We start from the raw sequence: 12,596 nt of genomic DNA, 5'->3' as shown, positions 1-12,596 counted from the left end.
AGCGGAAGGAGACCTCATGCCACGCTCGAACGACCAGCGCCTGCCCCTCGCCATCGCCGTCGACCTCCCCGAAGACGAATGCGCGTTGATCCGCGAGCGCGAGCCACGCGTGAGGCTCGTTCCCACCGGAGCTCTTGCGCGCCCGCGCCGGTACAACTCCGACTGGGTGGGCGATCCGGCTTTCACGCGCTCCGATGCAGACGAGCGGGCGTATCGGGAGATCCTCGAGAGCGCCGATGCCGTCGTGGGCCTTCCTGACGATAGCCCAGAGAAACTCGCCGCTCTCGTGCGGAGCAATCCGAAACTTCGCTGGGTTCACACGATGGCTGCGGGCGGCGGAGCGCAGGTGAAAGCTGCGCATCTCAGCTCTGAAGAGCTTGAACGCGTCACGTTTACAACCTCGGCGGGTGTGCACGGCAGCACCCTTGCGGAGTTCGCGATCTTTGGGCTACTCGCTGGGGCGAAGAACCTTCGTGGCCTCGAAGATGATCAGCGTGCGCACGTGTGGCCAACCATTCGCGTGCGTCCGCGGCACCTCGATGAAATGACGGTTCTCGTGCTGGGTCTCGGCGGTATCGGCAAGGCTGTTGCCTCCCGGCTGAAGGCATTCGGCTCCGAGGTATGGGGCATGTCTCACTCGTCGCGCCCCATCGAGAATGTTGATCGGATCGTGCCACGCACAGATCTTCACGACGCGCTGTCGAGGGTCGACGCCGTCGTGGTGACGCTTCCCGGCACGGACGAGACTCGCCACATGCTCGATCGGCAGGCCTTTTCTTCGATGAAGAAGGGCATGATCCTCACGAACGTCGGCAGAGGAAGCGTGATCGATGAGGCTGCGCTTCTCGACGCCCTCGACGACGGCACCGTCGATTTCGCCGCACTCGACGTAGTGCAGCGCGAGCCTCTCCCTCACGAACACCCACTTTGGGATCACGAGAAGGTTCTCCTCAGCCCGCACTCGGCAGCCCTGAGCTCGCAGGAGGGGATGCGCATCGCGGCGATCGTGGCACGCAACGCGACGGCGCTCCTCGACGGCACACCTCTCACGAATGTTGTCGATACCCTCAACTTTTATTAGGAAGGCGTTCATGCGCTCTTCGTTAAGATGGGCGCATGTCGATTCCTGAGCCAGCAGCCGTGACCCGCAGCCTCCTCGATCTTTTCGAGCTTCGGAAAATCGATGGGCCCGAACACACATTTGAGGGGACCTCGCTCCCTCAACCGGGCGGGCACGTGTTTGGCGGGCAGATGATGGCGCAGGCTCTCATCGCAATGGCGCGCACCGTGCCGGAGGGGCGCCGTGTGCACTCGACCTATGCATCGTTCCTCGAGCCCGCTCGCGCGAGCGAGCCGCTGACCTTCACCGTACGTACGCTCCGAGACGGCGGGTCGTTCTCCGCCCGCGCACTCGAGGTCACGCAGCGCGGAAACCTCGTCCTCACGATGAATGGCTCGTTCCAGGAACGCCAAGAAGGAGTGCACCACGTGGACGAGGTGGCGTCGGACCAGTCCCCCGACACTCTCCCGAGCACGCACGACGAACTGGGCCAGGTCGACCACCCGCTCGCGCAGTTCATGGCCTACCAGCGCCCCGTGGACATTCGGAACGCGACCGGCTCTTTGTACTTCACTCCGGACCCTGAAAAGCGCGCCGAACAGGCCGTGTGGATGCGCGCTCTCACCCCGATCGACACCCGCGATCCGCTCACCCATGAAGCGTTCCTGACGTATGCGAGCGACTACACGCCCTTCGAGCCGACCATCCGCCGCCAGGGCCTCACGTGGCTCACGCCCGGCCTGCGCGTCGCCACTCTCAACCAATCGATGTGGTTCCACTCGGATGTCAACGTCGACGACTGGCTGCTGTATGTGCAGCGCTCCCCTGCCGCGACCGGTGGCCGCTCGCTCAGCGTTGGTCAGATTTACACGCGCGAAGGCTCGCTCGTCGCGACCGTGAACCAAGAGGGCATGTTCCGCATCCGCACGGAGGTGAAGGACAGTGACCACCCCGCCGTTTGACCCGAGCGCCCGCGTCGAGAAGGTCGCGACCGGCGCGGCCTGGGCCGAAGGCCCCCTGTGGTACCCCCTCGAGAAGGTCGTGCGCTTTAGCGACATCCCGAACAACCGCATCATCCAGCTCGACCCCGCAACCGGTGAAACGCTCGTGTGGAAAAACGGCGTCAACTACACCAATGGCCGCGCTCACCACCCCGACCTGGGAGTCGTTGAATGCAACCACGGGACCCGCTCGCTCGATAAGGCGCCGCTCGTGCCGTTCATGGATGCGGAAATGCTCATCGACTTCTTCGAAGGCGGGCGCCTCAACTCCCCGAACGACGTTGCCGTGCACCCGATCGAGCACACGATCTGGTTCACCGACCCTCCCTACGGGATCCTCAGCGAGGGCCAGGGGCAGCCGGGCGAGATGGAGTACGGGCGCTCGTACGTGTTCAAGCTCGATCACCACGGCGACCTCGAGGCCGTTGTGACCGAACTGAGCCGCCCGAATGGCATCGCTTTCAGCCGCGACGGTAAACGCCTGTACGTCACGAACACCGCCGACAACCCCGATAAACCCGAGGAAAACGCCCCCGAATCCGTCACGGATAGCGCAGGCCGCCACCATATTTGGGCCTTCGACCTCGACGCTGACAACGCGGTCGTCAAGGGCAGCGGGCGCCCGTTTGCCTGCCCCGCGGCCGGGGTTCCCGATGGCATCACCGTCGACGAAGAGGACCGGGTATGGTCCTCCGGCGGGAACGGGGTGAGCGTGTTTGATTCCGACGGCTCTCTGATCGCCCACGCGCCCGTTCCAGAGGTTGTGTCTAATCTCTGTTTCGGTGGCGAGGACGGCCAGGACCTCTTCATCACGGCCACCACGAGCCTTTACCGGCTCCGCACGAATACTCGCGAGCCGTGGAGTTTCGCCTAGCGACCACCCTTTACCGTCTCGGGGAAGAGCGTCGCGGTCCACGATTCGACGAGCCGCTCGAGAATCTCCCCGCCTACTTTGTCGAGGCCGGGACCGAGCTGGCCAAAAACCTCGGCGTTGATCGTGCCGAGTAGCGCGCACCAGAGGTCGATCGTGGTCGCCGCGCGTCTAGTGGCCTCGCCGCGGTTTATTGCGCAGGTTTCTCCTGCCTCTGCTCCCACGTTGTCGAGATCGCTCCGGTCACTGGTCCCGAACACGTCCTCCAACCCGCCCTCGAGGAACGCGGCATAGGCGCCGCTGGGGTCGGCGCCGAGAAGGTTGCCGGCAGCGACGATGTGCGCGAGACGGGCGAGTAGACGCGTGCCCGGTGCGACAGTTTGGTCGGCTGGCGCGGCGTAGCCGGGAACGGGCGTGCCGTAGACGAGACCCCATCGCGCTGCGTTTGCGAGCGCCCATGAGCGCATGGCGCGCGCGAACGTTCCGAGGTCCTCGGGGCTTTCTGCGCCACCCCGCTCTTCTGGGTCCAGACCCAAGGCGTCGTCAACGGCATCAGCAAGGTCGGTGTAGGCGTCGATGACGAGGAGCGTGAGCAGCTCATCGCGGTCGCGCACGTATCTGTATAGGGCCGATGACGCGACCGACATGTCTCGGGCAATTTCTCGCAATGAGAGGTCTGCGGGGCCTTTTTCCTCGAGCTGCTGCCTGGCAAGGCGCAGGATTTCAGTTTCCATGCGCCGCCGATTCTCGGCGCGGCTTCGGCGTTCACTCATGCGTCCATCCTCGCATTGAACAGACTCGAAATCGATAGCGAGAGCAGTGCTCTTGTTTTCAAGGGTGCGAGCACCTATATTTCTTAAACGAGAGCACTGATCACATTTTGGAGGGCTGTTTTGAAGATTCTCGTCACGGGGGCCGGGCAAATCGGCAACGCAATCGTCAGGTCACTGCGCGCAACGGGTGACGATGTGACAGTTATCCGGCGCAGCGCACACCCAATCGAAGGGGTGCGCGTCATTGCGGGCGACGCAGGCGAGCGCGCTCTACTCGAACGCGAGGCGCGCGGCGCGGACGCGATCATGCACTGCATCCACGCGCCCTACACCGCAAAGGCCTGGCGAGAGGAACTGCCCCACCGCGAGCAAGCGGTCATGGACGTCGCCGAAGGCCTTGGCATCCCCGTCGTCTTCCCCGAATCCGTCTACGCGTTCGGGGCACAGGCGCACGACCTGCACGAGGGAGCGCCGATACGCCCGTGCTCTCCCCTCGGGGACGTGCGCGCCGAGCTCCTCGAAGCTCGCGCGGCACATGCGGCGCACACCGCGAGTGTTGTTGCCGCCGACCTCGTGGGAAAAGGCGCCTCCGCGAAGGCGTCGGTGCCCACGATGAGCATCATCAACCCCACCCTCGCGGGAAAAACATGCTGGGTTCTCGGAGGCCCCGACACCGATCACGCCATGACGTTCGTGTCGGACCTCGCCGACGCCATGATCCACGTGGCCCGAGAGCACACGCGCGTATTCGCGGGCGACTCGAGCGCGATACTCAACGCCCCCTCCCCCACACCGGTCACCTTCCGCGAACTGGCGCACATCGTCTCCACCCGCGCAAACGTGAGCGCGCCGAAGATTCGCACAATCCCAGCATGGGCACTCTCTTTAACGGGGATGGCGAGCCCCACACTCCGTTCGCTTTCGCAGCAACGATATCTGTGGGACTCGCCATCACGCCTCGCGCCCGGAGCGCTCACCGAAGAGCACGGCCTCGAGTCAACGAGGTGGAGCGAGGCAATTTTCGCCTAAACCGCGGGGCTCAGGCCATCGCGGCATTACCCTCTTCCTGGGCCTTCTTGACGCCTTCCTCGGCGGAGAGATTGCCCGCGAAGATCTCCTGGAAGACGGGCATTACGGCATTGAGGCCGGCGAGGGACTTTGCGCCGGTATCCGCGGGGCCGGGGTTCTTCGCCGCTTCGATGAACTGCTCGACGTCGACGCCCTGCTCTTTCCAGAAGTCCACGAAGGACTGCTGCGCATCCACGTGGCCGGGGAACGAAATTCCCTGCTCACCCAGGGGCAGCTGCCCCTCCTTCGAGCCGAGCCATTCGAGAAGCTTCGCAACCGAGTCCTGGTCCTCGCGCTTCGCGTTACCCGCGGCAACCACGCCGTGCACGAGCGACTTCGCCCCCTTCGGGCCCGCCACCATGGGGGCGATAGCCCACTCGAAGGCGCCGTCAACTGAATCGTGGATCGTCTTGAGGCTAAACGGGCCGCTCTGGAAGAGGCCGAGCTTACCCTGGATAAACAGGTCACGCGCGAAGTCACCGTTCGTGTTGGTGTCAGCGGCCGAAGGCGCAACCTTGAGTTCGTTGACGAGCGCAGCGAGGTAGGAGAACACCTGGACGCCCTGCTCTGAATCGAATGCGTACATATCGTTGGCATCCTGCCACTCGGCACCGTTCGAGCTCAGGAAGGGGCCAATGATGGATTGGCGATCGCACGCCGCATTGAAACCGAACACGCCATCCTTCGTGAGCGCGGTGGCGGCATCGCGAAGGGCATCCGAGCCGGCGGTGGGATCGAAGGCGAGTGTCGTGGGGTCCACGCCAGCGGCGTCGGTGAGGTTCTTGTTGTAGAAGAGGGCGATCGAGTCCCAGACCTGCGGAACACCCCACAGCGAGCCGTCGCGGGTGTACAGGTCAACGACAGCCTTCTCCCAGTCCTTCACGGACCCGCCGAGCTTCTCCGAAATATCGACGAGCGCTCCGGCCTGCTGGAATTGGGTGAAGCTCGCGGAGTTCAGCCAGAACACATCGGGGGCGCTATCCGAAGCGCCGTCAGAGAGATCGAGAGGCAGCTTCGTCCAGTAGTCGTCCCACGGAACGACCTCGACCTCGACCTTGATCCCCGATTCCTCGGTGAACTTCTTGAGCGACTCCTCGTATGCCGCCTTCGCCGTGCTATCCCAAATGCGGAACTTAAGCGCCCCGGCGTCGGAACCCGAGCCCTTCTTCGCGGACGAGCCCGAATCTGACGGCGAGCACGCGGCGAGTGCCGCGGCCGCGGAGGCTACGAGTCCACCGGAGAGAACTGTGCGACGTGAAACCATTTGATGGCCTTTCTTCAACGGTCGTGCGGGCACCCTCGTGCCCTGCACATTGTTAACGCACGAGCATACCGGATATTTATGGATGCCATAAGCGATGTTTATCGCAGTTCGGTTCCACCGATCGACTGCGCCACCTGCTTCTGGAACACGAGATACAGAAGGATGAGCGGAATCATCGCGAGCGTCGTTGCCGCCATGACCATCGTCCAATTGTTGTTGTACTGGGTACTGAGCGCCGAGGTCGCAACCGTAAGGGTCTGCCACGTGTCCCCCGTCGTGATAATGAGCGGCCACATGAAGGAATTCCAGTGGGTCACCACGGTGATCACGATGAGCGTCACGATGATCGGACGGTTGAGGGGCACCACGAGGCTGCGAATCAACCGCAGGTGCCCCGCGCCATCAACGCGCATCGCGTCAAGCAGCTCCTGAGGCACGCTCCGGAAGTTTTCACGGAGCAAGAACACGGCGTACGGGCTGCCAAACACGAACGGCAACACGAGCGCCCAGAATGTATTGCGCAGCTCCATCTGCTGGAAGGCGAGGAACAGAGGCACGACAACCACGACCTGCGGAACGAGCAAGGTCGCAATAAACGCCCAGAACAGCACGTCACGACCAGGAAATTGCAGATACGCAAACGCGTAGGCCGCGAGAATGGAGAAAATGATCTGCCCCACAAGGATCACCGCGACCATTTGCGTCGTCACGGCAAATGGGGTCACAAAGCTATGGGACCCCGTGAAGAGCGCCGAAAAGTTCTCGATCGTCGCGGGGTCCGGGAGGTGAATGGGGCCCTGGCGGAGGAAGTCACTGGGGGCACGCAGCGCCGTCATGATCGACAGCGAAAACGGCGCGAGTGTAAGCACGGCAGCAATGATGAGGATCGTGTACGCCACGATCGCCGAAAGCACCGACTTTTTCTTCATAGACACCGCCCTCAGGACATGTCGTAGGTGATGCGGCTCGAGAAGAACCGCTGCTGAATAAACGAGAGAGCCGCGAGGATGACGAAGAGGATCACGGCAACGGCTCCAGCCCGCCCAAGCCGGCCCGCGCCAAACGCCTCGTTGTAGATGAGCGAGGCAATGACCTGGGTGCTATCGCCGGGCCCTCCCCCGGTCAGCGAATACACGGTGTCGAACACCTGGAAGCTCGCGACCATCTGCGTGAGCGCCACGAAGAACGTCGTGGGATTCAAAAGGGGCAGCGTAATCGCGAAAAACCTCCGGATGCTGCCCGCACCGTCAAGCTCAGCGGCTTCGTAAATCGACGGCGGGATCTTCTGGAGCCCGGCCTGGTAGAACAGCGCGTTATATCCGACGGCCTGCCACACCGCGACGAATGCCACGGCAGGAAGGGCGAGCGTGTGCGAGCTCAACCATTCGATTCGAGTTCCAAGCAGCGCGTTCAGGGCGCCGTAGGTGGGCTGGTAGATCCATTTCCACACGACGCCGATCGCAACCGGCGCGCACACCCACGGGATCACGACGATCACCCGGAACAGGGTCGATCCGGGGAACATCTTATTGAGCTGGATCGCGAGCAGCAGCCCGAGCGCGATCCCGAGAGGCACACTCATGAGGGTGAAGAGAAGCGTGACAAACAAGGAGTTCCACAGTGCGTCACCTGTGAACAGGATCTCGTAGTTTTTGAGACCGATGAAGTCGTGCGAGCCGACGATCTCCCAGTTCGTCAGTGAAAGCCCGAAGGCCACAACGACCGGCAAGAGAATGAAGGCAAACACGCCTATCGCCGCGGGCAACACGAAGAGCCACGAAAGAATCGGGTGGCGAAGCCGCATCATCCGATCGACTCCTTCCACCCGATACTCTCTGACATCTTGAGGTCGATACTTATGCCCGACCTAACGACAAGCTATGCCAGCGTACACCCCATTCACTGTGCGACGCGCACTAGGCCAAGCTCAGCGGTGTGAGCAAGAACGCGATGCGACGGCACGACACGCACGGTGTAGCCCACCGACCCGAGGGTTTCGAGCGGGTGCTCGGCCGCATAGCGGCCATCCACGCCCTGCGTCATCGCCACGGTGATGGGATCCTCAAGCTCGCCGTCCTCGTTCGCGGAGCCCACGACAAGTTGGACCTGGACGTCGTCGGCATGGATCTCCCCGAGCTCAACACTCGCGCTCACGGCGAGAACATCACCGTTAACCGAATCCTCGACGTCGTGAACACTCACGCCGCCCCAGCCCTGTGCAAGCCGCTGCTTGTACTCGGCGAACTCGTGAGAAAGACCCTCATCGTTCGCAAACAGCGCAACCGACTGCGAAGCCGGCGCATACAGCTGCTCGACGTAATCGCGCACCATGCGAGTCGCGGTCACCTTCGGCGCGATTTCCACGAGGGAATTGCGCACCATCTGCAACCACTTCGCCGGAACGCCGCTCTCATCCCTGTCGTAGAACAGCGGAACGATGCGGTTCTCGAGAATGTTGTAGAGGCTCTCCGCCTCGAGGCGGTCGCGCTCGGCGCGGTCCTCGATGTCGACGGTTTCGATCGTCCAGCCGGCGTCGTCGGTGGCCATTTCATCCCACCAACCGTCGGAGGTCGAGAACGTGAGACCGCCGTTGAGCGCAACCTTCATGCCCGAGGTGCCCGAGGCCTCCTCCGGGCGAATTGGGTTGTTGAGCCACACGTCCGAGCCGGACACGAGGTACTGCGCCATGCGAATGTCGTAGTCCGCGAGGAACACGATGCGGTGGCGCACGCCGTGATCGTCCGCGAACTGCACGAGGCGCTGCATGAACTCCTTGCCGGGGTAATCCGCGGGGTGCGCCTTGCCAGCCACGACGATCTGCACGGGCCGCTCCTCGTTGAGGAGGATGTCCCGCAAGCGCTCCGGCTGGCTCAACATGAGCGTGAGGCGCTTGTAGGTTGAGACGCGACGCGCAAAGCCGATCGTAAGCACGTTCGGGTCGAGCACCGAATCAACCCAGCCAAGCTCGCCCGGGTGCGCACCACGGCGCACCCACGAACGGCGTACATCCTCGCGCGCACGCTCGACAAGATTCGCGCGCAGCGTATTTCGGACATCGAGAAGCGCCTCGTCACTCAAGGTCCCAAGCTGCGACCAGTCGCTGCGCGCCGACAGGTCAATATCGCCGAACACGCTCTTGTACAGCGCATCCATGGGACGCGAGATCCACGTGCGGCGGTGCACGCCGTTCGTAATCGAGGTGATCGGCACCTCCGCCTCGTCGAAGCCCGGGTAAAGGTCCTTGAACATGCGGCGGCTCGTCTCGCCGTGGAGCTTCGCAACACCATTCGACCGCTGCGAGAGGCGGAACCCCATGTGCGCCATGTTGAAGATCTGCCCGCCATCCTCGACACCGAGCGCGAGCGCAGCCTCCACCGGCAGATTCGGGACGAGGCGTGAAATGCCGTTGCCGTCCGCATCGAGGAAGTGACGCAGCTGGCCCGCATCGAAACGATCGATACCGGCGGGAACGGGGGTGTGAGTGGTAAAGACCGAGCCCGCACGGGTCTTCGTGAGCGCCGCATCAAAACTCAGGCCCTTACCCATGAGCTGACCGATGCGTTCGAGGCCGAGGAAGCCCGCGTGGCCCTCGTTGAGGTGGAAGACGTCTCGCTCGCGGCGCCCCTCGAGCTCAGCAAACCGCTCGACGGCTCGCACACCGCCGATGCCGAGCACGATCTCCTGTTCAATACGGTGGAAGTGGTCGCCACCGTAAAGGCGGTCGGTGATCTGGCGGGCGCCCTCGTCGTTGCCTTCAACGTTCGTATCGAGGAGAAGCAGCGAGATGCGCCCCACCTGGGCCTTCCACAGAGCGATCGTGATGATCCGCTCGCCGGGGAACGTGACATTCACGCACACCTGGTCACCGTCGGCATCCGTCACGGGCACGACCGCGAGATCCTCAGTGACGTTCTGCTTGTAGTTTTCCTGCTGCCAACCTTCGCGGTTGAGCGACTGGGAGAAGTAGCCCCACTGATAAAGCAGACCCACGCCGATGAGGTCGACGCCGAGGTCCGAGGCGGACTTCAGGTGGTCACCGGCGAGGATGCCGAGACCACCCGAGTAGATCGGGAGGGTCGGGGTGATACCGAACTCCATCGAGAAGTACGCGATTGCCGGAGCGGCCGGCACCTCTTTCTGGAACCAGCGCTCACTCGTCATGTAGGTGTCGAGATCCTCGAGGCAGTCCTCGAGGGCAGAGCGGAACTTCGGATCAGCCGCAACCTCGCTGTAGCGGCGCGCGGGCACCATCCCGAGTTGCACAACGGGATTGCGGTTGCTCTCCTCGTACGCACGCGGATCGAGCGCCTCGAAAAGGTCGCGGGTTTCGGCGTTCCAGGTCCACCGAAGGTTGTAGGCGAGGGTGCGAAGCCCCTCGAGCTCGGCGGGGAGTTCTGACGTCACGGAAAGAGTACGAAGTGCCTTCATATCCCTTAAGGTAGCCGAGCCCGCCGCTTACCATGCATGTTCCGCATGAAAAGTTCTTGCGGAGTTTGCTTGAGGTTAGCGGCGGGCTCGACCACGGCGATCATTACTGGATATCGCGGATTTTCGAGCAGTCCCACGCGCACCAGAAGAGAAGCGCGAGCGTGACGAGGCTCTGGAGAACAGGAAGTGCGATTGGGAGCAGTGGAACCTCCGCATCTGTCTTCACAGCGTTGATGATGGAGCCGAGGATGCTCACCGTCTCAATAGACCACGAGTCGACGTTAAACGACAGGGGAATGAGGATGGACACCACACCCACGAGTTGCGATACCACGGCCCACATGAACACCGCGACAATCACAGGCCCCGCGACTCCAAGCCTGCCCAAGAACCCCTTACTTCCCACAAGCACGGCGAAATACACGTAGGCGAGGAACGACACGACCCCAAGCACTATCCACATGAGCCCGCACGTCAACACCACCGGGTGCTCGCGGAATAGTTGCCCGACTCCGGTCATGAGATCACCGAGGGCGAGGTCTCCTTTGGGTGCAAGACACGCGAACGAAAGAATCACCATCACGAGCGTCCCCACGACCGATACGAATAAAGCAAGCACGCCGCTCACGAGCTTCCCTGCCAAAAGGGCGAGCCCACCGACGGGCCACGTGCGAGTGACCGGGGCTTCACGCCCCACCATGCTCACGTAGAAATACCCCGCAAGCACTAGGCCGGTCGCAGCGACCAACAGGCCCGCAGCCATCCATACCCCCACAAAAGCAACCGGCTTGAGAGGCGCCACGAGGGCCCCTAGGCCGGAGAACGCGAGTGCCACCGCAATGCCTGCGAGCGTGGCCATACCTGTCATCGGTAACACGCGGCTCATATCGAGCCGCACAATGGTCCCGAAGCCAGGCAACCTCATGCTATCTGCGTGTGCGTTCATATCCATACACCTTCCTCAGTCGTTCGACGAGCCCGTCGCCCGTCTGTTCACGCAGTTCATCGGGACAGACATCGTCGACGATCTGACCGCGGCGCATGAGAAGCGCCCGATCCACGATCAACTCGAGATCCTGCACCATGTGCGAAGTAATAAGGAGAGAACAGTCGTCGCCGAGAGCCGCGATCACCTCGCGCAACGTTTGCTCGCGCGAAAGCGGATCAACGCCAGAGATCGGCTCATCGAGAAGGAACAGCCGCGCGTCGCGCGCCATGGCGAGCGCAATATGCGCCTTCTCCTGCTGCCCTTTACTAAGTTCATGCAGACGCCGCGTTGGCTCTATCCCGAAGTTTTTGAGGATCGCGCGCGCCTTAGCCTCGTCAAAGTCCGCGAACACCTGCCCAAACACGCGCATGCAGGACTCGACAGTAAAGCGCGCTGGAAGCGCCGAACGATCCGGCAGGTAGCTCACCATCGATTTCGATCGTGGCCCGACTAATTCGCCGCACACCCGCACTTCACCAGAATCCAGTCGAACGAGGCCCGCGACTGCCTTGAGGAAGGTCGATTTTCCACAGCCGTTCTCGCCGATCAGCCCGACGATGCTCCCAGGCTCGACATCGAGATCGACGCTGTCGAGGGCAATCGTTGCCCCGTAGGCCTTTGAAGCCTTGTCTACTCGCAAAAGTTGCGAAGTCATGGTTTTTCACCCTTTCGAGAGTGATTTAAGAGACGCTCACGGAAGAGCGTTTCAATATCCTGGGGCGAGAGTCCTAGCCCCGTGAGCTGCTCGAGTGCACGATCCGCAATCGCTTCACTCTCGCTAGTTTTGAGGTCATCCGTAGCGTCATCAGTGACGAGCACTATGCGCCCCGATGTTCGCTCGCTCTTGGTATGGCCCCGCCGGTCCATCTCGGCGAGGGCTTTCTGTACGGTGTTGGGGTTGACGCGATAGTCGAGGGCAAGGTCGCGAGTCGAAGGGACCTTTTGGCCCGCAATCCATTCGCCCGCCGCAATTTTTCGCGTGAACTCCTCGACCAGCTGGACCCACACCGGTCTCGAAGCATCGAAGTCCATCCACACCACCTTGTCTTACTGTATTACGTACTTAATACAGTAGCACAGATGTTAAGGCAAAGAAAACCCGGGACCTCGAAAGTCCCGGGTTTTTCGGTCGACTCCTTCGCT

12 protein-coding genes are annotated in these 12,596 nt (G+C 62.4%); 4 read left to right on the top strand and 8 right to left on the bottom strand.

Annotated features, from left to right (window positions below):
- The first annotated feature begins 16 nt into the window (after nt 1-16).
- Genes DEHOM01_RS01935 through DEHOM01_RS01925 form a run of 3 tightly spaced genes read left to right on the top strand, consistent with a single transcriptional unit; the run spans nt 17 to nt 2,935 of the window.
- A complete protein-coding gene (locus DEHOM01_RS01935) occupies nt 17-1,081 on the top strand; it encodes a D-2-hydroxyacid dehydrogenase (RefSeq protein ID WP_061211235.1) in 1,065 nt (354 codons plus the stop codon).
- 35 nt (nt 1,082-1,116) lie between these two features.
- Entirely contained in the window at nt 1,117-2,022 is a 906-nt protein-coding gene (locus tag DEHOM01_RS01930) for an acyl-CoA thioesterase (protein ID WP_061211234.1), read from the top strand.
- Nucleotides 2,003-2,935, top strand: a complete 933-nt coding sequence (locus DEHOM01_RS01925) for an SMP-30/gluconolactonase/LRE family protein (protein ID WP_061211233.1) — start codon at nt 2,003-2,005, stop codon at nt 2,933-2,935. The genes DEHOM01_RS01930 and DEHOM01_RS01925 overlap by 20 nt, the downstream gene beginning before the upstream one ends.
- Here DEHOM01_RS01925 and DEHOM01_RS01920 read toward each other — a convergent pair.
- A complete protein-coding gene (locus DEHOM01_RS01920) occupies nt 2,932-3,705 on the bottom strand; it encodes a TetR/AcrR family transcriptional regulator (protein WP_061211232.1) in 774 nt (257 codons plus the stop codon). The genes DEHOM01_RS01925 and DEHOM01_RS01920 overlap by 4 nt on opposite strands.
- A gap of 120 nt (nt 3,706-3,825) precedes the next feature.
- Between DEHOM01_RS01920 and DEHOM01_RS01915 the strand changes: the two genes are divergently transcribed.
- Nucleotides 3,826-4,734: an NAD-dependent epimerase/dehydratase family protein gene (locus DEHOM01_RS01915; protein ID WP_061211231.1), complete on the top strand. Its 909-nt coding sequence runs from the start codon at nt 3,826-3,828 to the stop codon at nt 4,732-4,734.
- A gap of 10 nt (nt 4,735-4,744) precedes the next feature.
- Here the strand turns inward: DEHOM01_RS01915 and DEHOM01_RS01910 are convergent, their stop codons facing one another.
- The 7 genes from DEHOM01_RS01910 to DEHOM01_RS01880 form a co-directional block, all read right to left on the bottom strand.
- Nucleotides 4,745-6,037 carry an ABC transporter substrate-binding protein gene (locus tag DEHOM01_RS01910; RefSeq protein ID WP_061211230.1) on the bottom strand — a complete coding sequence of 431 codons (1,293 nt, stop codon included), beginning with the start codon at nt 6,035-6,037 and terminating at the stop codon, nt 4,745-4,747.
- 98 nt (nt 6,038-6,135) lie between these two features.
- Nucleotides 6,136-6,966 (bottom strand): carbohydrate ABC transporter permease, encoded by an 831-nt coding sequence (locus DEHOM01_RS01905; protein ID WP_061211229.1) that lies wholly within the window; start codon nt 6,964-6,966, stop codon nt 6,136-6,138.
- Nucleotides 6,967-6,977: 11 nt separating this feature from the next.
- On the bottom strand, nt 6,978-7,844 hold the full coding sequence (locus tag DEHOM01_RS01900) for a carbohydrate ABC transporter permease (RefSeq protein ID WP_016664217.1): 867 nt from the start codon (nt 7,842-7,844) through the stop codon (nt 6,978-6,980).
- A 92-nt stretch (nt 7,845-7,936) separates the two neighbouring features.
- Nucleotides 7,937-10,465: an alpha-glucan family phosphorylase gene (gene glgP / locus DEHOM01_RS01895; protein WP_061211228.1), complete on the bottom strand. Its 2,529-nt coding sequence runs from the start codon at nt 10,463-10,465 to the stop codon at nt 7,937-7,939.
- Nucleotides 10,466-10,568: 103 nt separating this feature from the next.
- The gene (locus tag DEHOM01_RS01890) at nt 10,569-11,411 is read right to left on the bottom strand and encodes a hypothetical protein (RefSeq protein ID WP_147594899.1); all 843 of its coding nucleotides are present in this window, start codon (nt 11,409-11,411) and stop codon (nt 10,569-10,571) included.
- A complete protein-coding gene (locus tag DEHOM01_RS01885) occupies nt 11,392-12,108 on the bottom strand; it encodes an ABC transporter ATP-binding protein (RefSeq protein WP_061211227.1) in 717 nt (238 codons plus the stop codon). Before DEHOM01_RS01885 ends, DEHOM01_RS01890 begins: the two co-directional genes overlap by 20 nt.
- Nucleotides 12,105-12,485, bottom strand: a complete 381-nt coding sequence (locus DEHOM01_RS01880) for a GntR family transcriptional regulator (protein WP_016664212.1) — start codon at nt 12,483-12,485, stop codon at nt 12,105-12,107. The genes DEHOM01_RS01885 and DEHOM01_RS01880 overlap by 4 nt, the downstream gene beginning before the upstream one ends.
- Nucleotides 12,486-12,596 lie beyond the last annotated feature (111 nt).

It is taken from the genome of Dermabacter hominis NBRC 106157, assembly GCF_001570785.1.
Classification (GTDB): domain Bacteria; phylum Actinomycetota; class Actinomycetes; order Actinomycetales; family Dermabacteraceae; genus Dermabacter; species Dermabacter hominis.
The sequence above is the reverse complement of the archived record's forward strand: the minus strand, read 5'-3'. Positions and strand labels throughout refer to the sequence as shown.

Bases quoted from the DNA above. Each gene is read 5' to 3' on its own strand.
- DEHOM01_RS01935 (WP_061211235.1), top strand. From the start codon at position 17: ATGCCACGCTCGAACGACCAGCGCCTGCCCCTCGCCATCGCCGTCGAC.
- DEHOM01_RS01890 (WP_147594899.1), bottom strand. From the start codon at position 11,411: ATGAACGCACACGCAGATAGCATGAGGTTGCCTGGCTTCGGGACCATT.
- DEHOM01_RS01920 (WP_061211232.1), bottom strand. From the start codon at position 3,705: ATGAGTGAACGCCGAAGCCGCGCCGAGAATCGGCGGCGCATGGAAACT.
- glgP (WP_061211228.1), bottom strand. From the start codon at position 10,465: ATGAAGGCACTTCGTACTCTTTCCGTGACGTCAGAACTCCCCGCCGAG.
- DEHOM01_RS01885 (WP_061211227.1), bottom strand. From the start codon at position 12,108: ATGACTTCGCAACTTTTGCGAGTAGACAAGGCTTCAAAGGCCTACGGG.
- DEHOM01_RS01930 (WP_061211234.1), top strand. From the start codon at position 1,117: ATGTCGATTCCTGAGCCAGCAGCCGTGACCCGCAGCCTCCTCGATCTT.
- DEHOM01_RS01905 (WP_061211229.1), bottom strand. From the start codon at position 6,966: ATGAAGAAAAAGTCGGTGCTTTCGGCGATCGTGGCGTACACGATCCTC.
- DEHOM01_RS01900 (WP_016664217.1), bottom strand. From the start codon at position 7,844: ATGATGCGGCTTCGCCACCCGATTCTTTCGTGGCTCTTCGTGTTGCCC.
- DEHOM01_RS01880 (WP_016664212.1), bottom strand. From the start codon at position 12,485: ATGGACTTCGATGCTTCGAGACCGGTGTGGGTCCAGCTGGTCGAGGAG.
- DEHOM01_RS01910 (WP_061211230.1), bottom strand. From the start codon at position 6,037: ATGGTTTCACGTCGCACAGTTCTCTCCGGTGGACTCGTAGCCTCCGCG.